Origin of the sequence: Amycolatopsis cynarae (assembly GCF_026802195.1) — a bacterium.
GTDB classification, from domain to species: Bacteria; Actinomycetota; Actinomycetes; order Mycobacteriales; family Pseudonocardiaceae; genus Amycolatopsis_E; species Amycolatopsis_E rhizosphaerae.
In genome coordinates this window covers 4,112,110-4,134,076 of record NZ_CP113836.1, presented here as the reverse complement: position 1 = coordinate 4,134,076, position 21,967 = coordinate 4,112,110, and the positions used below count along the sequence as shown (strand labels likewise).

At 71.7% G+C, this 21,967-nt stretch carries 18 protein-coding genes and 1 pseudogene; 13 read left to right on the top strand and 6 right to left on the bottom strand.

Annotated elements, in window-relative coordinates; genetic code table 11:
• The first annotated feature begins 20 nt into the window (after positions 1 to 20).
• The 4 genes from ORV05_RS19760 to ORV05_RS19745 all read left to right on the top strand — a co-directional run bounded on the left by ORV05_RS19760 (position 21) and on the right by ORV05_RS19745 (position 4,431).
• Positions 21 to 749, top strand: a complete 729-nt coding sequence (locus tag ORV05_RS19760) for a response regulator transcription factor (protein ID WP_268441083.1) — start codon at positions 21 to 23, stop codon at positions 747 to 749.
• Complete coding sequence (locus ORV05_RS19755; RefSeq protein ID WP_268441081.1) at positions 746 to 2,149, top strand: sensor histidine kinase; 1,404 nt, start codon at positions 746 to 748, stop codon at positions 2,147 to 2,149. Before ORV05_RS19760 ends, ORV05_RS19755 begins: the two co-directional genes overlap by 4 nt.
• Before the next feature lie 515 nt (positions 2,150 to 2,664).
• On the top strand, positions 2,665 to 3,888 hold the full coding sequence (locus ORV05_RS19750; RefSeq protein ID WP_268759824.1) for an IS110 family RNA-guided transposase: 1,224 nt from the start codon (positions 2,665 to 2,667) through the stop codon (positions 3,886 to 3,888).
• A 78-nt stretch (positions 3,889 to 3,966) separates the two neighbouring features.
• Positions 3,967 to 4,431: a MarR family winged helix-turn-helix transcriptional regulator gene (locus tag ORV05_RS19745; RefSeq protein WP_268441079.1), complete on the top strand. Its 465-nt coding sequence runs from the start codon at positions 3,967 to 3,969 to the stop codon at positions 4,429 to 4,431.
• 8 nt (positions 4,432 to 4,439) lie between these two features.
• On the opposite strand, the gene ORV05_RS19740 is transcribed toward ORV05_RS19745, so the two are convergent.
• Together ORV05_RS19740 and ORV05_RS19735 are read right to left on the bottom strand one after the other, a co-directional pair.
• Positions 4,440 to 4,781: a GNAT family N-acetyltransferase gene (locus ORV05_RS19740; protein ID WP_268441077.1), complete on the bottom strand. Its 342-nt coding sequence runs from the start codon at positions 4,779 to 4,781 to the stop codon at positions 4,440 to 4,442.
• Positions 4,778 to 5,788 (bottom strand): pirin family protein, encoded by a 1,011-nt coding sequence (locus tag ORV05_RS19735; protein WP_268441075.1) that lies wholly within the window; start codon positions 5,786 to 5,788, stop codon positions 4,778 to 4,780. The genes ORV05_RS19740 and ORV05_RS19735 overlap by 4 nt, the downstream gene beginning before the upstream one ends.
• An 89-nt stretch (positions 5,789 to 5,877) precedes the next feature.
• Between ORV05_RS19735 and ORV05_RS19730 the strand changes: the two genes are divergently transcribed.
• A complete protein-coding gene (locus ORV05_RS19730; RefSeq protein ID WP_268441073.1) occupies positions 5,878 to 6,348 on the top strand; it encodes a carboxymuconolactone decarboxylase family protein in 471 nt (156 codons plus the stop codon).
• Between the two features lie 24 nt (positions 6,349 to 6,372).
• On the opposite strand, the gene ORV05_RS19725 is transcribed toward ORV05_RS19730, so the two are convergent.
• The 3 genes from ORV05_RS19725 to ORV05_RS19715 all read right to left on the bottom strand — a co-directional run bounded on the left by ORV05_RS19725 (position 6,373) and on the right by ORV05_RS19715 (position 9,848).
• Positions 6,373 to 6,951 (bottom strand): metallophosphoesterase family protein, encoded by a 579-nt coding sequence (locus ORV05_RS19725; RefSeq protein WP_268441071.1) that lies wholly within the window; start codon positions 6,949 to 6,951, stop codon positions 6,373 to 6,375.
• Between the two features lie 82 nt (positions 6,952 to 7,033).
• Positions 7,034 to 8,785, bottom strand: a complete 1,752-nt coding sequence (locus ORV05_RS19720) for a multicopper oxidase family protein (protein ID WP_268441069.1) — start codon at positions 8,783 to 8,785, stop codon at positions 7,034 to 7,036.
• Positions 8,786 to 8,885: 100 nt separating this feature from the next.
• Positions 8,886 to 9,848 (bottom strand): DUF3048 domain-containing protein, encoded by a 963-nt coding sequence (locus ORV05_RS19715; RefSeq protein ID WP_268441067.1) that lies wholly within the window; start codon positions 9,846 to 9,848, stop codon positions 8,886 to 8,888.
• Between the two features lie 159 nt (positions 9,849 to 10,007).
• On the opposite strand from ORV05_RS19715, the gene ORV05_RS19710 reads away from it, so the two are divergent.
• Together ORV05_RS19710 and ORV05_RS19705 are read left to right on the top strand one after the other, a co-directional pair.
• Positions 10,008 to 10,811 carry an IclR family transcriptional regulator domain-containing protein gene (locus ORV05_RS19710; protein ID WP_268441065.1) on the top strand — a complete coding sequence of 268 codons (804 nt, stop codon included), beginning with the start codon at positions 10,008 to 10,010 and terminating at the stop codon, positions 10,809 to 10,811.
• A gap of 224 nt (positions 10,812 to 11,035) precedes the next feature.
• Positions 11,036 to 12,547 (top strand): acetyl-CoA hydrolase/transferase family protein, encoded by a 1,512-nt coding sequence (locus tag ORV05_RS19705; protein ID WP_268441063.1) that lies wholly within the window; start codon positions 11,036 to 11,038, stop codon positions 12,545 to 12,547.
• A 39-nt stretch (positions 12,548 to 12,586) separates the two neighbouring features.
• Here ORV05_RS19705 and ORV05_RS19700 read toward each other — a convergent pair whose 3' ends face one another.
• Positions 12,587 to 13,735, bottom strand: a complete 1,149-nt coding sequence (locus tag ORV05_RS19700) for an ROK family transcriptional regulator (protein WP_268441061.1) — start codon at positions 13,733 to 13,735, stop codon at positions 12,587 to 12,589.
• A gap of 315 nt (positions 13,736 to 14,050) precedes the next feature.
• Here ORV05_RS19700 and ORV05_RS19695 point away from each other — a divergent pair, with 315 nt between their 5' ends.
• From ORV05_RS19695 to ORV05_RS19670, 6 genes and pseudogenes are all read left to right on the top strand, one after another.
• Positions 14,051 to 15,214 (top strand): LLM class flavin-dependent oxidoreductase, encoded by a 1,164-nt coding sequence (locus ORV05_RS19695; protein ID WP_268441059.1) that lies wholly within the window; start codon positions 14,051 to 14,053, stop codon positions 15,212 to 15,214.
• Positions 15,215 to 15,248: 34 nt separating this feature from the next.
• A pseudogene (locus ORV05_RS19690) lies at positions 15,249 to 16,028 on the top strand (DUF4328 domain-containing protein).
• A gap of 65 nt (positions 16,029 to 16,093) precedes the next feature.
• Complete coding sequence (locus ORV05_RS19685; RefSeq protein ID WP_268441057.1) at positions 16,094 to 19,477, top strand: TM0106 family RecB-like putative nuclease; 3,384 nt, start codon at positions 16,094 to 16,096, stop codon at positions 19,475 to 19,477.
• A 225-nt stretch (positions 19,478 to 19,702) separates the two neighbouring features.
• Positions 19,703 to 20,089, top strand: coding sequence for a hypothetical protein (locus ORV05_RS19680; protein ID WP_268441055.1), 387 nt, complete (start codon positions 19,703 to 19,705; stop codon positions 20,087 to 20,089).
• A gap of 527 nt (positions 20,090 to 20,616) precedes the next feature.
• Positions 20,617 to 21,153, top strand: coding sequence for a hypothetical protein (locus tag ORV05_RS19675; RefSeq protein WP_268441053.1), 537 nt, complete (start codon positions 20,617 to 20,619; stop codon positions 21,151 to 21,153).
• 97 nt (positions 21,154 to 21,250) lie between these two features.
• The gene (locus ORV05_RS19670) at positions 21,251 to 21,907 is read left to right on the top strand and encodes a hypothetical protein (RefSeq protein WP_268441051.1); all 657 of its coding nucleotides are present in this window, start codon (positions 21,251 to 21,253) and stop codon (positions 21,905 to 21,907) included.
• Positions 21,908 to 21,967 lie beyond the last annotated feature (60 nt).

Here is a 21,967-nt window from a genome sequence, read left to right as displayed (position 1 = left end):
CACCCGGGCGAGGAGGTTCGATGCCGGTATCGCCGGATCGCGAGGCGAAGGCGGCGAGGGCGGAGGGCGACGCCCCGGCTCCGCGTCCCGAACTGCTGCTCGTCGAAGACGACGACGCGATCGCGGAACCGCTGGCCGAGGGCCTGTCGTACGCGGGATTCGGGGTGCGCCGCGTGTCCTCGGGCGACGAGGCGCTGCAGGCCCCTCCGGCGGACCTGGTCCTGCTGGACCTCGGCCTGCCCGATGTGGACGGCAACGAGGTCTGCCGCCGGTTGCGGGCCAAGAGCGCGGCGCCGGTCATCGTGGTCACCGCGCGGGGCGAGGAACTGGACCGGGTGCTGCTGCTGGAACTGGGCGCGGACGACTACGTGGTCAAGCCGTTCGGGTTCCGGGAACTGGTGGCCCGCATCCACGCGGTGCTGCGGCGCTCGGGCCGGGAGGCCGCGGCGCCGCGCGAAGAGCTTTCCGTCGGCGCGCTGCGCATCGACCTGCGGGCCCGGCGGGTCTGGCTCGGGGAGCGGGAACTCGAGCTCACCGGCAAGGAGTTCGACCTGCTCAGCTACCTCGCGGCCGAGCCGGGAACCGTACGGCGGCGCGAGGACATCATCGCCGAGGTGTGGGACGAGAACTGGTGGGGCCCGACGAAGACCCTGGACGTGCACATCGCAGGCCTGCGCAGGAAACTCGGTGATCCCGGCTGGATCAGCACGCTGCGCGGGGTGGGGTACCGCCTGAACGAGCCGGCATGACCCGGTGGCTCCTGCTGTCGTACCTGACGATCACCGTGCTGGTGCTGACGGTGCTGGTACTGCCGCTGGGGCTCGGCTTCGCCAACCACGAAGGCGACGTGCTGCTCGGGGACATCCAGCGCGACGCCTACGACGTGGCGTCGATGGTGGAGGACAACCTGGAAGCCGGGACCAAACCGGCCATCGACCCGCTGCTCGCGCACTACGCGGCCGCGGGCGGGCGGATCGTGGTCGTGGACGGGCACGCGAAGGCGGTCGCCGACTCCGACAGTCCCGCGGGCTCGTCACAGGACTTCTCGGCCCAGCCGGAGATCCAGGCCGCGCTGCGCGGCGAACGGGGCCAGGGGATGCACTGGTCGGACGCGCTGCGCCGGAACCTGATGTACGTCGCGCTCCCGGTCAGCTCGGGAGGAGTGGTGCACGGCGCGGTGCGGATCAGCTACCCGACCACGGAACTGGACCGGCGGGTGCGGACGTACTGGCTGGAGCTCGCCCTGCTTTCCGCCGGGCTGCTGGCCGGGGTGGCGGCGGCGGGATTCCTGCTGGCGCGCTGGGTGACACGGCCGGTGCGGTCCCTGCAGGAGGCCGCACGGCAACTCGGCCAGGGACGGCTCGGGACGCGCGTGGCGACCGGTCCGGCGCCGCCGGAGCTGCGGTCCCTCGGCGACACGATGAACCTCATGGCGGGCCGGTTGCAGCGGCTGATGGATGCGCAGCGGCTGTTCCTGGCCGATGCCGCGCACCAGTTGCGGAGCCCGCTGACCGCGCTGCGGCTCAGGCTGGAGACGCTGGAACCGGCACTGCCGCCCGGGCAGCGGCCGAAGCTGGACGCGGCGGTGGCGGAGACCGCCCGGCTGGGGCGTCTGGTCGAATCGCTGCTGGTGCTGGCCCGCGCCGAGGTCGCCACGAGCGAGCCGGAGCCGGTCGACGCGGCCGGGGTCGCCCGGGACCGGGTCGGCGCGTGGTGGGATGCCGCCGCCGAAGAGCGGGTCGAGTTGGAACTCGGCACGGCGCCCTGCCCGGCGGCGCTGGCGGTGCCCGGCAGTCTCGAACAGATCCTGGACAACCTGGTGTCGAACGCGATCACCGCCTCGCCCCCCGGCGGGGTGGTGCGGCTGCGGGTCGGGCCGGACGGGCCGCGGGCGGTTCTGCTGCGCGTGATCGACCAGGGGCCGGGGCTGTCCGAGCAGGAGCGTGCCCGTGCCTTCGAACCGTTCTGGCGGGCGCGCACCGCGCGGTCCGGGGGAGGCTTCGGGCTGGGGCTGGCGATCTCGCGCCGGCTCGCCGAATCCGCCGGGGGAACGGTCACCCTCGTGCCGGGACCCGGTGGCACGGGACTGGAGGCGAGGGTGCGGCTGGCCACGGCCGAGCCGGACGAAAATGATTTAACCTTTGGCTAATCTTCGCCGAACCGGCCGCTGGCCCGCCCCACCGTAGGGTCGGAGACAGGTCCGGGTGGCCGACTCCCCCCGCAGGCCACCCGGACCCCCCTCCCCGACACCTGGGAGGTCGTCACGCGGTGCCGAACCGCGACCGGTGCCCCCGATCACCGTCGCGATGAGCCGCTGACGACGCCCAGCGCGCCGCCGGTACCCCGAGCCTGGCGGAGCGGCTGCCGTGAAGGGTCCCTTCACAGTCGATACGACTGTGAAGGGACCCTAATGGGGTGTGTTCGGGCTGGTTTGGCAGGCTCGGATGTGGTGGCTGCTGGTGGGTGAGCACTTGTGGGTCCCGGGTTTGTTGAGATCTTCGTGAAGACCGTGCCCCTGCTGGTGGTGGAAGAGGTTGATCACTGAAGGGATGTCGTGCCGACCTGTGTGGTGTGAGCACTTGACCATTAGGCCGTTGATCTTCTTCCACGTGGCTGCCGGTGACTCGTTCGATACGGACTGGTGGTTGGAGGGTTGAGGGCGTGGTGTTGTTCGTGGGTGATGACTGGGCGTGTGATCACCATGATGTGGAGATCCAGGATGCGTCCGGGCGGCGGCTGGTCAGGGCCCGGTTGCCGGAAGGAGTGCAGGGGGTAGCGCGGCTGCATGAGTTGCTGGCGCGGTGGTTGCCCGCCGATGCCGAGCCGGACCAGGTGTTGATCGGGATCGAGACCGATCGGGGGCCGTGGGTGGCGGCGCTGGTCGCGGCGGGGTATCGGGTGTTCGCGGTCAATCCGCGGCAGGCGGCGCGTTCGCGGGAGCGGTTGGGGGTGTCGGGTGCGAAAAGCGACGCCGGGGATGCGCATGTGCTGGCGGATCTGGTGCGCACTGACGGGCACCAGTTGCGTGAGGTTGCCGGGGACAGTGACCTGGCCGAGGGGGTGCAGCAGCTGGCCCGGGCGCATCAGTCCCTGATCTGGGACAGGACCCGGCATCTGCTGCGGTTGCAGGCGGTGTTGCGGGAGTATTTCCCGGCCGCGCTCGAAGCGTTTGCCGACCTGGGGGCGCCCGAGGCGCTGGCCTTGCTGGCCAAAGCCCCGGATCCCGCGCGGGCGGCCAGGCTGTCCCGCGCGCAGATCACCAGTGCGCTGAGCAGGGCGGGCCGTCGTGACGTCACGGGCAAGGCCGAGGCGATCCGGGCGGCGCTACGCGCCCAGCATCTGGGGCGTGGCCCGGTCCTGACCGCCGCTTCCGCGGCGGTCACCCGCTCGCTGATCTCGGTGATCACGACCCTGACCAGCGAGATCAGTGAGCTGGAGGGCGAGGTGAAGACCCATTTTGGGAGGCACCCTGACGCCGAGATCTACCTGTCCCAGCCCGGTCTCGGACAGATCCTCGGCGCCAGGGTGCTCTCCGAGTTCGGCGACGACCCCGACCGCTACCGCCACGCCAAGGCCCGTAAGAACTACGCCGGCACCAGCCCCCTGACCATCGCCTCCGGCCGCAAAACCACCGTACGGGCCCGCTACGTCCGCAACGACCGCCTCATCGACGCCCTGATGCGCCAAGCCCAGTCAGCGTTGAAAGCCTCCCCCGGAGCCCGCACCTACTACGACCAACTCCGCACCCGCGGCCTCACCCACTACGCCGCCCTACGCCAACTCGCCAACCGACTCGTGGGCATCCTCCACGGATGCCTCAAAACCCACACCCCCTACAACGAAACCACCGCCTGGACACACCACCAACACGAGCAGACCGCCGCTTGACAAACAAAACCCAGGGATGTCTTCACGGCTTCTCGTGCTTGAAGGGGACGCGTCAACAAAGTGCGCTAGGCTGCGGAAATGGCACCTGCGCGCTGGCTCGACGAGCAGGAAGCGCGGCTGTGGCGGGCCCACCTCGGCCTCGGCCGCGAGCTCCAGCGGGCCTTCGAACGGCAACTCGAACGCGACGCCGGGCTGACCGCCGCGGAGTACGCCGTCCTGGTACCGCTGTCCGAAGCGCCGGAAGGGCTGCTCCGCATGCGCGAGCTCGGCCGTATCGCGGGCTGGGACCGCAGCCGCCTGTCCCATCAGGTCCGGCGCATGGAAAAACGCGGCCTGGTCGCGCGCGAGGAGTGCGAGGAGGACGCGCGCGGCGCGATGGTGCGGCTGACCGGACAGGGGCGGGCGGCCATCGAGGCCGCCGCGCCCGAACACGTCGAAACGGTCCGCCGCTACTTCTTCGATCTGCTCTCCGAACCGGAGCGCAGGACCCTGGCCGTGATCTACGAGCGGCTGCTAGAGCGTCTCGCGCGCGACGCCGGTTGAACGCCTCCTCAGCCGAGTTCGGTGTCCAGCCACTTCAGGATCGCGGGCTCGACCGGACGGGCGATGTCGGCGTACTCCGGGTGTTTGCGCAGGTAGGCGGCGACCAGGGGGCAGACCGGCACGGCCGTCCTGCCGGATTCGCGGACGTCGGTGAGCGCCTGGCCGACCAGCACGCCGCTCAGCCCCCGGCCACCGAAGGCTTCGGCGATTTCGGTGTGGTAGAAGACCCGCTGCTCGCCGCGGTCGCGATAGGCGGTGAAGCCCGCGAGCTCGCCGTCCACCCGGATTTCGTAGCGGTTTTCGGCGTCCGCCCGGCGGACGGTGATGGCGGCGTCTGCGGTTTCGGTCATCGGTGCCTCTCCTGCGGGGTGTCGTGGTTTGGAACGGGGTTGCGGCGAGGGGTGATCCTGCCGTTCGGGAGTTTCGGCGCGGGCAGCCGCTTCGGGCTGCCCCGGTAGCCCTCGACCCGGCCGAACTGCTCGGAGCCCTCCTCCCAGGCCTGCCGGAACTCCGCGATCTCCTCGTGGCTGCGGCCCAGGAAGTTCCACCACATCACGATCGCCTCGGTGAACGGTGTCCCGCCGAGCACCAGCATCCTGGCCGGTTCGTCGCCCGGGTTCGCCAGTTCCAGCCGCGCCGGGCCGGCCCCGGCGTAACCGAGTTCGGCGGGTGCGAGGCCGGTGCCCGCGACGGTGACCGCCCCGGTGCCGAGAAGGATCCCGTGTTCGAACGACGGGTCGACGTCCAGGGTCAGCGTCGTGTGCGGGTCGAGGGTGAGTTCGGCGCCCAGCAGCGGGGTGAAGGTCTCCACCGGGGAGGTGGAGCCGGCGAGCGTGCCGAGGAACACCCGTGCGGCGCCGCCCGGCAGGGGCGTGCGCGGGGGCGCGTAGTGGCGGAACGCCCGGGCGGTGCGGCGGTGCTCGTCCGGCAGCGCGATCCACAGCTGCACGCCGTGCAGGACCGTGGTGTCCTTAGTGGACACTTCGGAATGGCAGATCCCGTGGCCGCCCGTCATCAGGTTCAGCTCGCCGGGGCGGACGAGTGCGTGCGAACCCAGGCTGTCGCGGTGCTCGATCTCGCCGCTGAACAGCCAGCTGGCCGTCTGCAGTCCGGTGTGGGGGTGCGGGGCGACGTCCATCCCGCCGGTCATCGACACGTCCTCGGGACCGTAGTGGTCGGCGAAGCACCACGCGCCGATCAGGGAGCGCTCGCGCTGCGGCAGCGTCCGGCGCACCTTCATCGCGCGCGGGCCGCCGAGCGGCACCTCCCGGGCGGTGAGCACGGACACGTGCGGACCTTCGCCGTCCGTTTCGTCCCGGCAGGTCAGCTCCTCCGGCGCCGCTTCGGTGTTGCTCATGGTCCCGCCGTCCCGCCTCGATTGCTGTCGTGTCAACATCCACTGGGGACGATACTATCCCCTTCGCTCCGGAAAGAGGGAGACAGCGGATGGACACCGAGGCCCGGCGGGAGCACGTCTTCCTGGACAAGCAGAACCCCGAGGCGTACGAGGCGCTGTTCCAGGTCGCGAAGACCGTCCGCGCGACCGCACAGGAGGCCGGGCTCGACCGGCGGCTCATCGAGCTGATCAACCTGCGCGTCTCGCAGATCAACGCCTGTTCCTACTGTCTCGACCTGCACACCAGGGCGGCGCTCAAGGCGGGCGAAACCGCCCAGCGGTTGTCGGTGCTGCCCGCCTGGCGCGAGGCCGGCCTGTTCTCCCCTCGCGAGCAGGCGGCGCTGGCCGTGGCCGAGGCGGTCACCGGACTGCCCGCCCCGCACCTCCGCGAGCAGGAGTTCGCCCGGGCCCGCGAGCACCTCACCGACGAGGAGTTCGGCGCGGTGAGCTGGGTGGCGCTCACGATCGGCACCTTCAACCGGCTGTCGATCGTGAGCGGCCACCGGCCGCGGCCGTCCTGACCAAGCGATCGGCGTTTCCCCGGTTCAGAGGGTTGCGCTGGGGTCGAACCGGTTGGCGCTGATCTCCGCGGCGATCGTGTCGAGGTGGACCGGGCGCATCGCGTTGACGTCGAGCCCCACGTTGAGCTGGCGTCCCCGCGTCCGCCACTCGCTGTGCACGTGGCCGTGCAGCAGCCACAGCCCCAGGTCGGGCAGGCGGTACTGCGAGGCGCGGTCCTCGCCGGTGTGGTCGCCCTCGTACGGGAAGTGGCACAGCAGCACGTTGCGGCCCGCGATGCGGCGACGTGCGTACGCCTGCACGGTGGCGAAGTGCTCCAGCCACGCGCGCTGATGCCTGTGCGCCTGGCGCAGCCCCGGCCACGGTTCGTCGTGGTTGCCGGTGACGAGGTGGATCTCGCCGTGGAGCTGCCGCAGGGTGCCGGCGAACCGCGCGAGCCGGCCCATGCCGACGTCGCCGAGGTGCCACACCTGGTCGCCCGGACGCACCGTGGCGTTCCACCGCTCGACCACGTGGGCGTCGTGCTCGGCCGGTGAGGGGAACCCCCGCAGGCCCGCGACAAGCGCGTGGTCGAAGTGTGTGTCCGAGGTGAACCACACGCTCACGGCCACTCCTCCTCGCGGTAGTCGGCATGGTCGCCGGTGTCCATGGTGCCCTGCCGGTGCGGGGCGGCCAGGAGCAGGCCGGTCACATGCTCATCCGGCCCATCATGGCCTTGACCGCGGCGGGCAGCACCACGAACGGCCGCATCATGTCGTTGTCCTCGTGTTCCAGGATGTGGCAGTGGTAGAGGTAGCGGCCGGTGGCTCCGCCGAACCGGGCCGCGATGGTGACCTGTTCACCGGGGTTGACCCGGATGGTGTCCTTCCAGCCCTGCTCGTTCGCGTCGAGCACGCCGGTCCCGGTGAAGGCCACCGGCTTGGCCGTACCGCCCTGGGCCGGATCGAAGCCCGAGGTGTCGTAGCGGTCCCGGGCCAGCGCCTGGAAGGACACCAGGTGCACGTGGAACGGGTGGGTGTCGCCGGTCAGGTTGAGGATGTGCCAGACCTCCCAGCCGTCCAGCGTGACGAACCAGTTGACCGTGTCCTCCAGGGAGGCGGCCTGGCGGCGGTAGGTGACGGGGGAGGTGGCGCCCGGCCCCGTCACCTGGATGATCCCGTCGGTCACGCTGCCCGTGGGGGCTCCCTGCCCGGCGGGCAGTTCGGCGAGCTCCCACAGTTCCAGCATGTCCCGCTCGACGAGGGCGACCGTGCGGTGCTCGTGGGGCGGCAAGGTGTCGTGGCCGAGGCGGGTGAACGAAGGGCTGAGCTTCGGCGGCAGCACCACCGGGCGCCGTTCGGGCCCGCGCGCCACCCGGAACTGCAGTACGTCCGGCTCGGTCAGCCGGTGGTCGGGGTCGGGGTCCGGCACCCCGGGCGGCAGGTCTGCCGCCGGCGGCGCCCCGTCGAAGGGGGCGGCCGCGGTGTTGACCAGCCGCAGGGAACGCCCCGCCAGCGCGGCGAAGTCGACGAGCAGGTCGGCCCGCTCGGCCGGGGCGAGCGTCAGCCCGGTCGCGGGCAGCGGGACGGGGGCGGGCAGCAGGCCGCCGTCGGTCCCGATCTGCCGGATAGCCTCCGAAACCGGCCTGCCCTGCTCGTCGATCAGCAGCAGGCGGTAGACCCGGGCGTTGGCGGCGTTGAGCAGGCGCAGGCGGTACGGCCTCGGCTCGACCTCCGCATAGGGCCAGATGGTGCCGTTGACCAGGGTGAACGGGGCGAAGAACTCGCTGGTGCCCTGCTCGGTCTTGTGCAGGAGCCTGCCGGTGAGGCGTCCGCGGCCGTCGGTGCCGAGATTGCGGTCGAACAGCATCAGCGGCAGCTCGTACCGGCCGGCGGGCAGACCGAGCCGGTCCTCCTCCTCGTCCCGGACGACGTAGAGCCCGGCCAGGCCGCTCAGCACGTTCAGCCGCGTGATGCCCATCGCGTGGTCGTGGTACCACAGCAGGCTCGCGCGCTGGTCGTTGCCGTAGTCGGCCACCTGGGACTGGCCGGTCAGCGCGCAGTTCTCGGTCCAGCCGTCGCTGCCGGCGATCGTCCGCCCGCCGTGCAGGTGCACCACCGTCCACGGCGGCAGCGCGGCCACGTGCGGATCCACCGTGCCCCCGCTGGTGCCAGGCTCGTTCTGCGAGTACTCGGGCCCGATGACGGCCGTCACCGGGTACTGGCCGGTGATCTCGTTGCGCCAGTCGATCCGCACCGGCTGCCCGCGCCGCACCTCGATCGTCGGCCCCGGCAGGTGACCGGCATAGGTCCAGGCCGGTGTCGAAGGCAGTTCCGAGTGCAGGCTGACGCGGGTGGCCCGCATCGGGATGGTCAGCCGGGACAGGCCGGATGCGCCGCCGGGCCGTGGCCGGACCACGGGCGGGACGCGCAGCGGATCGGCGAACTTGGTCAAGGACATGGTTTCCCCCAGTGTTTTTCCGGCTTCGCTCCGGGCGAAGCCCCCCGTGGACAGGAGCCCCGGCGGGGACCGCAGATACGGCGGGAGCGGGCTGGACCGGTCAGGACGCCACGAGCAGCACCCACACCGGGCCCGCCGCGACCGGCAGCGCCTGGCCGTCGCCGGTGGTGAAGGTGGTGGCGGAGCCCGCGGCGGGACGGGACCAGGTAGCCGCGAAACTCATGCCGTCGCGCAGCACGGTCGCGGTACCGCTGCCCACCGTTTCCGCCACCGGCGTCACTCCGCCGCCGGTGTCCTCCGGGAACGGCTCGGGGTGGGTGGCCACCCGCTGCACGATGACGGTGCCCGCGGCCAGCTGACCGGCCTCCGTGGAGGTGAACGGGCTGCCGTCCTGCCAGATCAGCCAGTGCCCCGCCTGCCAGCGGAACGAGAAGGTGGCCGCACCGTAGGCGACCGTGCGCTCGGTGACGGGAACGCCCCCGCCGGGAGCGCCGCCGGGAGGGAACAGGGAGGCGGGCGTGCGGGCGCTGGTCGTGGGCAGCGCGTCCGCGCGCGCGAAGAGGTTGTGCGGCGCGGAGCGGGACGCGTCGCGGTAGTAGGCGCCCCGGGTGTCCGCGGGGGAGGCGTTGACCACGGTGTCCGTCAGCGGCGGGCTGTGCAGGGCCTGCACGATCTGCGGGACCGCGCCGGAGTAGGCGAACACCGGTTTTCCGTACTGGGCCAGCAGGTCGTAGTCGGTTTCCCGGGCGCTGCGGACGGGGCCGGCCACGGAGGGGCGGCGGGTGGAGAACACCGCGGCGAGCCGGGTGAGGCCGCCCTCCATGGGTTCCACGTAGACGACGTCGGCCGAGCCCAGCCCCGTCGCGGGCCGCGCCGGGGCGATGTCGTCGATCTTGACGATGAGGACGTCGCCGGTGGCGCTCGGGCCCGGCGTGGGGCCCGGCGCCGGGCCGGGGCCCGCGACCTCCGGCGGCTTCGGGCGGGTCACCACGACGGCGACCACCACGGCGAGCACGAGCGCCGCGGCGACCGCGACCAGCCAGAGCATCCGCCTGCCCCGCACGGTGACCACCTCCGCTCTGAGACCCGCTCGTCTGCGATTGTCGGCACCGGGCCGGGGAAGCGCGACCGTGGCGTGCCGTCAGGGGGGCAGCGTTCGGGCGTCGGCCGTGACGGGGCCGGTTAGGATCGACTGCGACGGTGCGGGTCGGGCGGGTGAAGGATGGCGGGTCAACAAGAGCCGGGCACCGAGCGGCGCAACGACCATTTCATGCGCTCGGTCGAGCGCACGATGGCGGTGCTGCGGGCGTTCTCGCCGTCGGAGCCGGAAATGAGCTTGACGGAAGTGGCCACCGCCGCGCACCTGGACCGCTCCGGCGCGCGTCGCATCCTGCTCACCCTCGCCGACCTCGGCTACGTGCGGCACGACGGGCGCCGCTTCGCGCTCACCTCGCAGGTGCTGGAGTTCGGCTACGCCTATCTGTCCCGCCGCTCCCTGCCCCAGATCGCCGAGCCGCATCTGCGGCGCCTCGCCGGGAAACTGCGGGAGATGACGGCGATGGCGGTCCTGGAGGGCGACGACATCCGTTACGTGGCGCAGGCACCCAGCCCGAAGCTGCTGTCCGTGGCGATCCCGGTCGGCAGCAGGCTTCCGGCGCACGCGACGTCGATGGGCAAGGTGCTGCTCGCGGCGCTGCCCCCGGAGCACCTCGCGGCCCGGGTCAGGGGGATGAAGCTCGACCGGTTGACCCGGCACACCATCACCAGCACCGCGGACCTGCTCGCCGACCTGGCCAAGGTGCGCAGGCAGGGATACGTGATCTCCGACAGCGAACTGGAGGAAGGGTTGCGCGGCGTTGCGGCACCGGTCCGCGACGAAAGCGGCGTGATCTTCGCGGCGGTCAACGTTTCCCTCGACGCGCACCAGGCGTCACCGGAGGACGTGCGCCGCGAGGTCGTGCCGCTGCTGCTGGCCACCGCGGCCAGGATCGAAGCGGACCTCAGGCTCAAACCCGGACCGGTCTGAAAGCGCGCCGGGACGTTCGCTGGGCGAGCGCCGGGGTCGCCCAGCGAACCGCGGGTGACCCGGTTCACCAGGCGGACCCGAGGCGTGTTTGGCGAGGTCGGCGCGGCGGCGCGCGATCATGTGCCGGTGTTCACCGGGTGGCAACGTGGTTTTTCCTTGCGTTTCCCGCTTTTAGGATCGCCGTCACAGTGTGACCTGGGTTCCGTCGAAGCAAGGAGGCTTGGATGACCGGACGGATCCGGAACCGCGACCTGGCCCGTAAGGTCGTGGACGCCGAAGAGGCCGCCTCGCTGATCCGCAACGGCGACAACGTCGGGATGAGCGGATTCACCGGCGCCGGCTATCCCAAGGAGGTACCGGGGGCGCTCGCGAAGCGGGTCGCCAAGGCCGGTGTCGAGGGAACCCCGATGAAGCTCGGGCTGTGGACCGGCGCGTCCACCGCACCCGAACTGGACGGCGTGCTGGCCGAAGTGGACGGCATCGACCTCCGGATGCCCTACCAGTCCGATCCGGTCACCCGGGACAAGATCAACCGCGGCAGCCTCGACTACACCGACATCCACCTTTCGCACGTCGCGCAACGGGTGTGGCAGGGCTTCTTCGGCAAGCTCGATGTCGCCGTCGTCGAGGTGAGCGGGATCACCGAGGAGGGGCTGCTGATCCCGTCGACGTCCGTGGGCAACAACAAGACGTGGCTCGACCAGGCGGACCGGGTGATCCTCGAGGTCAACTCGTGGCAGAGCACCAGCCTGGAGGGGATGCACGACATCTACTACGGCACGGCGCTCCCGCCCGAGCGGCGGCCGATCCCGATCATGGGTCCGGGCGACCGGATCGGCTCGGCCTACCTGCACTGCCCGCCGGAGAAGGTGGTGGCGGTGGTGGAGACCGACTCTCCCGACCGCAACACCCATTTCACTCCGCCCAACTCCGACTCGCGGCGCATCGCGGGTCACCTGCTCGACTTCCTGGAACTGGAGGTGCGGGCCGGGCGCCTGCCGAAGAACCTGCTGCCGCTGCAGTCCGGGGTCGGCAACATCGCCAACGCGGTGCTCGCCGGGCTGCAGGACGGGCCGTTCGACGAACTGACCGCCTACACCGAGGTCATCCAGGAGAGCATGCTCGACCTGATCGACTCGGGCCGGATGCGCAGGGCGTCGGCGACCGCGGTGTCGCTGAGCCCCGCCGCGATGGACCGGTTCAACGCGAGGATGGCCGACTACCGCGACCGGATCGTGTTGCGGCCGCAGGAGATCAGCAACCACCCCGAGGTGATCCGGCGGCTGGGCTGCCTGGCGATGAACGGCATCATCGAGGCCGACATCTACGGCAACATCAACTCGACGCACCTGATGGGCAGCCGGATCCAGAACGGGATCGGCGGTTCGGGCGACTTCGCCCGCAACTCCTACCTTTCGATGTTCATGACGCCTTCGCTGGCCAAGAACGGCGCGATCTCCACGATCGTGCCCATGGTGTCGCATGTGGACCACACCGAGCACGACGTGGACGTGGTGGTGACCGAGCAGGGCCTGGCGGACCTGCGCGGGCTGGCGCCGCGGCGCCGGGCCGAGCTGATCATCGAGCGGTGTGCGCACCCCGACTACCGTCCGGCCCTGCGGGACTACTTCGAGCGCGCGCAGCGCTCGTCGTTCGGCGCGCAGACCCCGCACCTGCTGTCCGAGGCGCTGTCCTGGCACGAAAACTACGTCCGCACCGGCTCCATGCGCGGTTGAGTCCCACGCTCGTGCGCTTGAGCGTGGGACACGAGCGGGTCAGATGAGGGCGGCGGGGTCGGCGTAGAGCTGGGCCAGCAGGGCGGAGCAGGCGGCCATGGCCTGCACGTCGGCGCCGAAGCGCGTCACCTCGACCAGGTCGGTGCCGGGCAACGTGGTGGTGGCGGCGAACCCGGCCAGCAGGTCGGGCAGGAAGTCCGGCGCGCCGGTGACGGCCTGGCCGCCCAGGACGACGCGGGCCGGGTCGAGCACGTCGCGCAGGATGCCCACCGCCCTGCCCAGCGCGTGCGCCCTCGCCCGGAGCAGGCGGATCGCCCCGGCGTGGCCCGCCGCAGCCTCCTCGTGCAGGCGCCCGATCGACGGCTCGACGATGATGCCTTCCCGCACGGCCCGCGCCACCACGGTCTCCTCGGCCACGGTCGCTTCGAGGCAGCCGGTCCGCCCGCAGGAGCACGGGACCGGCCCGCCCACGCCGAGGTGCGCGATGCTGCCCGAACCGTGGGGACCGCGGTGCGGCCGCCCGTGCACGGCCACCGCGATGCCCACCACCTGCCGGGCGTAGAAGTACAGCAGGCTTTCGCTGTGGTGGGCGGTGCCGAAGAGCAGTTCGGCGGTGGCCATCGCGGACACATGTCCTTCCAGTCGAACCGGCAGCCCGGTTTCCCGGGTCAGCGCCGTCCGCACCGGTGCCTCCCGCCAGCCGAGACGGTCGTGATCGACCGTGCCGGTTTCGTCGTCGACCCGGCCGCCGGTGGCGAAGCCCAGCCCGGCCACCCGGCGGCCGGGCCAGTCCGACAGGAACGCCCGGACCGCGGTGCCGATCCGCTCGAGGGCCTTCGGGGCGGGGCCGCCGGGGGTCGGGAACCGGGTCGCGGCCAGCAGGCGTCCGCGCAACGTCGCCAGCGCGATCGTCGTGGTCGTCACGCCCACGTGCACCCCGCACGCGGCCAGCACGTCGTCGTCGACCTCCACCAGCAGGCTCGGCCTGCCCACCCCGCCCGCACGCCGCGGATCCGGCGCCTCCCTGAGCAGCCGCAGCCCGGTCAGCCGGGTGACTACCCGGCTGACCGTGGGAATGCTCAATGCCGTCTCGCGGCCGATGTCCCCCCGCGAGAGCGGGCCCGCGGCGAGCACGGTGGTCAGCACGGCGGCCTCGTTGGCCGCCCGGACATCGCCAGCCTTCCGCACACCGACCTCGTTTCCCCGTCCGAAATGATTTCGACGAGAAATAAAGACGATCGCGCGGCCACTGTCAACGACGTCCACCACGCGGTCGTCTTTCTTTCAGTCTGACGAAAAGCGCGGGCGTTCCGGGATGCGGACGCAATTGACCCCGTGCCGGGCCGTCGGCAGGATCCTGGGCGGATATTCCCTCATTCCCCTCGCGCCGACGGCGGGAGAAATTCGTGTCGTTTTCCGCGACGGGTTCGAAGCTGCCCGGACCTTTGTGGACGATTCCGCCCGTTACGCCGCCGGCCTCGACACCGCCAGAGGATGACCGCCATGCCCGTCACACTGCACTGGTTCCTGCCCACCTCCGGTGACGGCCGGACCGTCGTGGAACGGTTCCACGCCAATCGTTCCCAGGGACCGTCCGCACAGCGGGAGGCCGATATCGACTACCTCGCGCTGATCGCGGGGGCGGCGGAGCGGCTCGGGTTCGACGCGGTGCTGACCCCGACCGGAACCTGGTGCGAGGACGCCTGGCTCACCACCGCGGCGCTCATCCGCGAGACCCGGCGCCTGAAGTTCCTGGTCGCCTTCCGGCCCGGCCTGATCTCACCCACCCTGGCCGCGCAGATGGCCGCCACCTATCAGCGGATCTCGGGAGGCCGCCTGCTGCTCAACGTCGTCACCGGCGGCGACGCGGTGGAGCAGCGGCGCTTCGGCGACTGGCACGATCACGACCGGCGTTACGCCCGTACCGACGAGTTCCTCACGATCGTGCGCGGGGTTTTCAGCGGCCGCCCGTTCGACTTCGCGGGGGAGCACCTGCGGGTCGAGGGGGCGACCGTGCTCGGCGTGCCCGACCCGGTGCCGCCGCTGTACTTCGGCGGCTCGTCCCCCGCGGCCCTCCCGGTCGCCGCACGCCACGCGGACGTGTACCTGACCTGGGGCGAGCCGCCCGCGCAGGTGGCGGAGAAGATCGGCCGGGTGCGGCGGCTCGCCGAGGAGGCGGGCCGCACCGTGCGGTTCGGCATCCGGCTGCACACCCTTTCCCGCGACACCTCGGAAGAGGCCTGGGCGGAGGCGGGGAAACTCCTGGACGCGCTGAGCCCCGAACAGGTGCGGCAGGCGCAGCAGCAGCTCGCTGCCAGCGAGTCCGTCGGGCAGCAGCGCATGGTCGCGCTGCACGGCGGCGCGCTCGGCAACGGCGTGCGTGGACTGGAGATTCACCCGAACCTGTGGGCGGGGGTCGGTCTGGTGCGCGGGGGCGCGGGCACCGCGCTGGTCGGCAGCCACGTGGAAGTGGCCGACCTGATCGAGGAATACCACGCGCTCGGCATCGAGGAATTCGTCCTCTCCGGCTACCCGCATCTGGAGGAGGCGTACTGGTTCGGCGAAGGCGTGCGACCGGAACTGGCCCGCCGCGGACTGCTCGGCGGGGCGGAGCCTGCGCTGCTTCCTTACCCTGACCGGAAAAACGGTCATAACGCCCATCGGTGAACGGGGGTAACGAAGTGGTGTCGAAGTGAAACGGATGGGCAATTCGCCCCGATCTTCACCGCGATCCGGCGTACTGCCGGAGACACTGAGGGGATCACGAATGTCTGAACCGTCTCCCGTGCCGTTGCCTGCCGCGCCGGGGCCGCTGCGGCCGGTGGCCGGGTTCGGCGCCGCCGCGAGCGTCCTGATCGCGCTGGTCGCCGCCGTCAACCTGGCGCTGAGCTGGTCCGTCTGGCATACGCTTGGCGTGGTACGGAATTACGCCACGCGCAAGGCCGTCGCCGCGGATCTGGCGGCAGCCGACCGGCTGACCAGCACGCTAACCATCCTGGCGGCGGGGCTGCTCGTGTTGGCCGGCGTCGTCTTCCTGCTGTGGCTGTGGCATGCCCGGCTCAATGCGGAAGCCCTTTCGCCCGTCCGCCACCGGCGCGCCCGGGGCTGGGTGATAGGCGCCTGGTTCTGTCCGGGGGTGAATCTGCGGTTCCCGCATTAGATCGTCACCGATATCTGGCGCACCAGCCGCCCCGGTGCCCCCGCCACCACCGAGATCGCCGACCTGCAGGGAAGTCGTCTGGTGAACTGGTGGTGGACCCTGGTCCTGATCTCCCTCGTCGCGGAGCGGCTGATCTTCCGCGGTGAACTCGCCAACGCCACCTCACTCGAGGAGTTCAGCAACGGCGCGCGTGACTTCACCGCCGCCAGCCTCGTCAGCGCCGCCTCGGCCGTGCTGATCATCCTCGTCATCCGCCGGATCAACGACTGGCAGCGGATGGCGCGGGAGGCGGTTCCCCCGCAGCCGGTGCCGGGAGTCTGAGCCGTTCCGGCGTGTCGGGGCCGGTGTCGCCGGCCCCGGCACGGGCGCGTGACAGACTCGCGGCGATGTACACGCCGTCCGACCTCGCCGACCTGCTCGAATGCGAGCACCGCAGCATCCTCGACCAGGCGGCCGCCGCCGGACTGCCGGGCGCACCCCGGCCGGACGCCGGGCCCGATCAACTCGCCGCCAAGCACGGGCGGGCGCACGAGGAGGCCACGCTCACGCGGTTGCGCCGCGAAAGCCGCGCGGTGATCGAGATCGGCGACCGCGACCCGGAGATCGCGGCGCGCGCGACCGCCGAGGCGCTCGCGTCCGGTGCCCCGGTGATCTACCAGGCCGTCTTCCACGACGGTGAGTTCTCCGGCCGCGCCGACTTCCTGGTGCGCGACGCCCAGGGCCGCTACGAGGTGTACGACACCAAGCTCGCCCGCCACGCGAAACCGGCCGCCGTCGTGCAGTTGACCGCCTATGCCGACGCCCTGCGGCGGGCGGGCGTGCCCACGGGGCCGCGCATGCACCTGCTGCTCGGCGACGGCAGCACGCGCTCGCTGCGCGTCGACGACTTCCTGCCGCTGCTCGACCGGCTGCGGACCCGGCTGCGGGAACGCCGTCCGGGTGTGCCGGAGCGATGGTGGGCCGACGAACGCCCGGCCTGTCAGGGATGCCGCTACGCCCGGCACTGCGCCGAGGGGCGCGAAGCCGACCGGGACCTGTCGCTGGTCGCGGGCCTGCGCTCGGACCAGCGCCGCAAGCTCGCCGCGGCCGGGCTGGGCACGATCGACGCGCTCGCCGCCGCGACGGCCGAGGACCGGCCCCGCGACCTGTCCGAGACCTCGTTCGCCACGCTGCGCGCACAGGCCGCCCTCCAGGTCCGCCAGGACACCACCGGGGAAATCGCCTACGAGATCATCGATCCGGCCGCCCTCGCCGAGTTGCCCGCCCCCGCGCCGGGGGACGTGTTCTTCGACATGGAGGGCGATCCCTTCGCCCTGGGCGGGACCGGGCTGGAGTACCTGTTCGGCGCGGTCACCGCCGACGGCGGGGTGCGGTTCACCCCGTTCTGGGCGCACGACCGCGCCGGCGAGAAACGCGCCTTCGAGGAGTTCGTCGACTTCGCCACGGCCCGGCTCGCCGTCCACCCCGGCTCGCACGTCTACCACTACGCGCCCTACGAGTCGACCGCGATCAAGCGGCTCGCCGCGATCCACGGCACCCGCGAGGAAGCCGTGGACGACCTGCTGCGCAGCGGCGCCCTCGTCGACCTGTATGCCGTGGTGCGCAAGGCTTTGCGAGTCTCGCAGCGCTCGTACTCGATCAAATACCTGGAACCGCTGTACATGCCGGAGGCGCGCGAAGGCGACGTGAAGACGGCGGTGTCCAGCATCGAGGCCTACGAGGAGTACCTCACCTTGGCGCAGGCCGGGGACACCGGCCGCGCCGAAGGCGTCCTGCGCGGTATCGCCGACTACAACGAGTACGACTGCGTCTCCACCCTGCGGTTGTTCGAATTCCTGCACAAGGTCAGGGCCGAGGCGGGGATCGACCCAGGGCCGTCCGCGCGGGAGTCCGAAGTGGACGATGTGGGTGCGTTGATGCTCCGCACCGAGGAGGAACTCGCCGCCGAGCGGCGGGCCGAGCGTGCCGCCAGGATCGCCGCACTGGTCGACCCGCTGCTCGACGGGTTGCCGGGTGACCCGGGGGAGTTCACCGACGACGACCGCGCCCGTGCGCTGCTGGCCGCGTCGGTCGGCTATCACCGGCGGGAAACGAATCCGGCGTGGTGGGAGTACTTCCGGCAGCTCGCCGCGCCGCTCGGCGATCTGGAAGCCGACACCACCTGTGCCGTGCCGGTCTCCGTGCGTGCGGAGGACTGGGTCCCGCCGTCGGGGCGCGCCCGCAAGGCGCGGCGCAAGCTGGTCCTCGCCTGCGACCCGGACCGGCCCCACCCGTTCACCGCCGGCGACACCGTGCGATTGCGGTACGCCTCGGGCGCGCGCGACGCCAAGGTGGTCGCCGCCTCGGCCGTCGAGCTCACCCTGGAAGAAAGTTGCCGCCCCGGCGAGGAAAGCGCGGAACGGCCCGCGGCGGTGCTGCCGGGCAGCCCGGTGCTGCCCACGCCGAAGGACGAGGCCGTCGCCGACCTCGCGCGGCTGGTGGTGGACGGGCTGCCGTCGCTGCCCGGGCACCCCGGCATCGACCTGCTGCGCCGGTCGGGCCCGCGGCTGAGGGGCGGGCGCGCCCTGCCGGAGCCGGGGGAGGACCTGGTGGCGACCGTGATCGAAGCCGTGGAGCTGCTCGACGGTTCGACGCTGGCCGTGCAGGGCCCGCCGGGGGCGGGCAAGACCTATCTCGCCGGGAAGCTGATCGCCCGCCTGGTGCGGGCGGGCAAGACCGTCGCGGTCACCTCCACCAGCCACAAGGCGGTCGAAAACGTGTTGTCGGCCGCGAAGACGAACGCGCCCGGGCTGCCCTGCGCGAAACGCGCCAGGCAGGCGCCGGATCCCGCGCTGCCCTGGGAACAGCCGAAGAGCAATCCCGCACTGGTGAAATGGCGCGAGGAGCACGACGGCGGGCATCTGGTCGGCGGTACCGCATGGACCTTCGCCAACGCCGCGATGCGGGACAACCCCTTCGACGTGCTGATCATCGACGAGGCGGGGCAGTTCGCCCTCGCCGACGCGCTCGCGGTTTCCCTGTGCGCCAGAAACCTCGTGCTGCTGGGCGATCCGCAGCAACTGCCGCAGGTCGTGCAGGGCACCCATCCGGCGGGGGCCGAGGCCTCCGCGCTGGGGCACCTGATCGGCGAGGCCGATATCATCCCGCCGCATCTCGGTTACTTCCTCGACGAGACCCGCCGCATGCACCCGGCAGTGTGCGAGCCGGTGTCGGAGCTGTCCTACGCCGGGCGCCTGCACGCCCACCCGTCCGCCGCCCAGCGCGCGATCGACGGCGTCCCCGCCGGGCTGTACCGGTCCGAAGTGGACCATCGCGGCAACACCACGCGTTCGGTGGAGGAGGCCGAAGCGGTCACGCGGATCGTGACGGACCTGCACGGCCGGGCCTGGCGCGACCACGAGACGACCCGTCCCCTCGTCGACGGGGACATCCTGGTGGTGGCGCCCTACAACCTGCAGGCCAGGGTGGTGAGCAGGGCGCTGGAGAAGGCGGGGTTCCCCGGGGTGCGCGTGGGCACGGTCGACCGGTTCCAGGGCCAGGAAGCGCCGGTGGTGATCGTGACGATGACCTCGTCCTCGGCGCTCGACCTGCCGCGCGGCCTGGACTTCCTGCTCTCGCGCAACCGGCTCAACGTGGCACTGTCCCGGGCGCAGGCGGTCGCGGTCCTGGTGTGCTCGCCGCGGCTGGTCGAGGCGGACATCCGGACGGTGGAGCAGATGCGGCTGGTGTCCGGGATGATCGGGCTGCTGGCGCGGTCCCGTCCCGCTTGAGGTCGGGGGCGCCCCGCGTGACCCGAAGAACCTGTGGACCGAACCGCACGCCGACAACGAGAACTCCTACCGCAAGGACTCCGTCGAGAACGCGGTGAAAAAAGCCGTCTGCGCGCACCAGGTCACGCTCTCCGCCGCCCAGCACGCCCTGTTCACCAACTGGACCACCGCCGAATCCGTTCTCGGTATCGGCTGACGGCCCGGTCGGCATGGTAGCGTCGCCGCGTGCAGCGGGAACCGCCGACGATGAGGATCAGCTGGATCTGCCTGGCCGTGGTCAGTGCCGGGATCCTCGGGTTCGGGCTGGTGGTCGCGGTGGCGCCGCCGGCTGGGGACGCGTTGCTGTATCGCACGGATGCGCTGGCCACGGCAGGCCTGGGCCTGTTCGGCGGGCTGATCACCCTGGTGCCGTTCCGCCGGTGCGAGCGGTGGGCGTGGTTCGTGCTGTGGTTCTATCCGCTGTTCTGGCTCGCGCACCTCGTGTTCAGGCTCCCGCCGGGCACTGACCACGTCCACCAGGTCGTGTTCATCGCGTTATCGCTGGCCGGGCTGCTGCTGCCCAAGCGGGAGTTCTTCCGCCAGATGCCCATCAGCGTACGGCGGGTGTGGTGAAGCCGGCTCTTCCCAGATGAGGGTGTAGCTGGTTGACGAGCGTTTGTGACAAGTTGGACGCGTCCGGTCACGCGGTGCGCGCGTCGTAGTCTTCGCGGCGGGCGAGGACCTCGTCCATGTGGGTCTGCGCGGAAACTCGCGGTGCGGTTGCTGCCCGGTCCGAACTGGACAGGACGCGGGAAAGCGTTGCCGCAATGGGCAGCCGGTTCGGCCGGGTTGACTGTCGCAAATGGACAGCGGCTTCGGTCCTCGCAGTGTCGCCGCGCGACAACACGTTCTGTCGGGCCGGGCGCGGCAACACGCGCTGCCGGCCCGGCGCTGCAGATCAACTGTCGGCGGTCGCGGTCCTGGTGTGCTCGCCGCGGCTGGTCGAGGCGGACATCCGGACGGTGGAGCAGATGCCGCTGGTGTCCGGGATGATCGGGCTGCTGGCGCGGTCCCGTCCCTGGTCGCACCACAATTCCGGGTCGATCGGGCTCCAGGGGCCCGGTGTGCGGGACCCCTCGGGGTGCGGTCATGATCACCGTATGACGAAACCCGGCCGGCGGATGGGGCAGGCTACCGGATACCTGATCGGCATCCTGTTCGGCCTCGTCTTCGTCGAGGTGAACGCGCGCGGGTTGCCAGGTCCCTGGCCACTGGTGGTCCGGATCGCGGGCGTGGTGATCGCGGTGGCGCTGTTCCTCGCCGTCCGCGGCGGCCCCGGGCCGGCGGACGGCGGCGGCTTCACCCCGGGCCGCGGGTACTGGCTCGTGGTGGCGGCCGAGGCGCTCGCCCTGTTCGGCGGCCTGTTCGTGATCAATGGGGTGCTGCGGCACCCCCAGGTGGCGGTCGCGTGGATCGCCGTGGTGGTCGGCGTGCACTTCTTCGCGCTCGCGGCCGTCTTCCGGCTCAACCGGTTCCACGGGCTCGGGGCGGTGCTGACCGTGCTCGGCCTGGCCGGGTTCGTCCTCGCCGCGCTCGGCGCCTCAGCGGCCACGGTGGGGGTCGTCTCGGGTGTGCTGTCCGGCCTGGCGCTGTTCACGACGGTCGGGGTTTCCCTGTCGCGCGGGCGATCCGCCTGACCGGATCGTCCGTTGTGGACTTTTTGCCGGGGCCGGGTTTCCCCGCGTCGCGGCGTGGCGCGCGGATCCGGCCCGGCCCGGCTCGGATGATGAGCGAGTGATCATCCGGCGTACCACCCTCGCGGCGGCGGCACTGGCCGTGCTGACGCTGACCGCCTGCCACCCCTCCACCACCGCCAGCGGCGGCGCGCCCGCCAGCGCCGGGTCCGCCGTCCTGGCCGCGGACGACCCGAACGCGCCGATGCCCGCGGCGGGCACCTGCAAGGAGGGCAGCCGGGACGGCCAGCCCCTGCCGGATCCCGCGTGCACCCCCGGGGCGGTCAACCCGGCGGTGACGCAGGCGAACATCGGGGACACCGTCTGCAAGTCCGGCTGGACGAAGACGGTGCGCCCGCCGACCTCGAAGACCAACCGGATGAAGGCCGCCTCGGCGCGGTCCTACGGACTGCCGGACGGCGCGCAGGGCGAATACGACCACCTGGTGAGCCTCGAACTCGGCGGGGGGCCCGACGACCCCCGCAACCTGTGGGTGGAGCCGGGCACGATCCCGAATCCCAAGGACGCGGTGGAGAACAAGCTGCACGACGCCGTCTGCTCGGGCCTGATCCCGCTGGCCACCGCGCAGAAGGCGATCGCAGGCGACTGGGTGACCGCCTACGACGACGCCGGACTGCGCGTGGTGAACGGCAAGGTGTGCCTGCGCGACAACCCCTCCCGCTGCGCCACCCGCGGCGGCGACGGCACCGGGGAGTAGCGCGGCTCGACCCTGCCGGGGCCAGGGGCGTGCCCTCAAGGTGGCCTTGAGGGCATTGAT

Excerpts from the sequence above, each read along its gene's own strand:
- ORV05_RS19695 (WP_268441059.1), top strand. The coding sequence starts at position 14,051 with ATGCCCGTCACACTGCACTGGTTCCTGCCCACCTCCGGTGACGGCCGG.
- ORV05_RS19720 (WP_268441069.1), bottom strand. The coding sequence starts at position 8,785 with ATGTCCTTGACCAAGTTCGCCGATCCGCTGCGCGTCCCGCCCGTGGTC.
- ORV05_RS19710 (WP_268441065.1), top strand. The coding sequence starts at position 10,008 with ATGGCGGGTCAACAAGAGCCGGGCACCGAGCGGCGCAACGACCATTTC.
- ORV05_RS19685 (WP_268441057.1), top strand. The coding sequence starts at position 16,094 with ATGTACACGCCGTCCGACCTCGCCGACCTGCTCGAATGCGAGCACCGC.
- ORV05_RS19755 (WP_268441081.1), top strand. The coding sequence starts at position 746 with ATGACCCGGTGGCTCCTGCTGTCGTACCTGACGATCACCGTGCTGGTG.
- ORV05_RS19745 (WP_268441079.1), top strand. The coding sequence starts at position 3,967 with ATGGCACCTGCGCGCTGGCTCGACGAGCAGGAAGCGCGGCTGTGGCGG.
- ORV05_RS19740 (WP_268441077.1), bottom strand. The coding sequence starts at position 4,781 with ATGACCGAAACCGCAGACGCCGCCATCACCGTCCGCCGGGCGGACGCC.
- ORV05_RS19730 (WP_268441073.1), top strand. The coding sequence starts at position 5,878 with ATGGACACCGAGGCCCGGCGGGAGCACGTCTTCCTGGACAAGCAGAAC.
- ORV05_RS19760 (WP_268441083.1), top strand. The coding sequence starts at position 21 with ATGCCGGTATCGCCGGATCGCGAGGCGAAGGCGGCGAGGGCGGAGGGC.
- ORV05_RS19735 (WP_268441075.1), bottom strand. The coding sequence starts at position 5,788 with ATGAGCAACACCGAAGCGGCGCCGGAGGAGCTGACCTGCCGGGACGAA.
- ORV05_RS19675 (WP_268441053.1), top strand. The coding sequence starts at position 20,617 with ATGACGAAACCCGGCCGGCGGATGGGGCAGGCTACCGGATACCTGATC.
- ORV05_RS19705 (WP_268441063.1), top strand. The coding sequence starts at position 11,036 with ATGACCGGACGGATCCGGAACCGCGACCTGGCCCGTAAGGTCGTGGAC.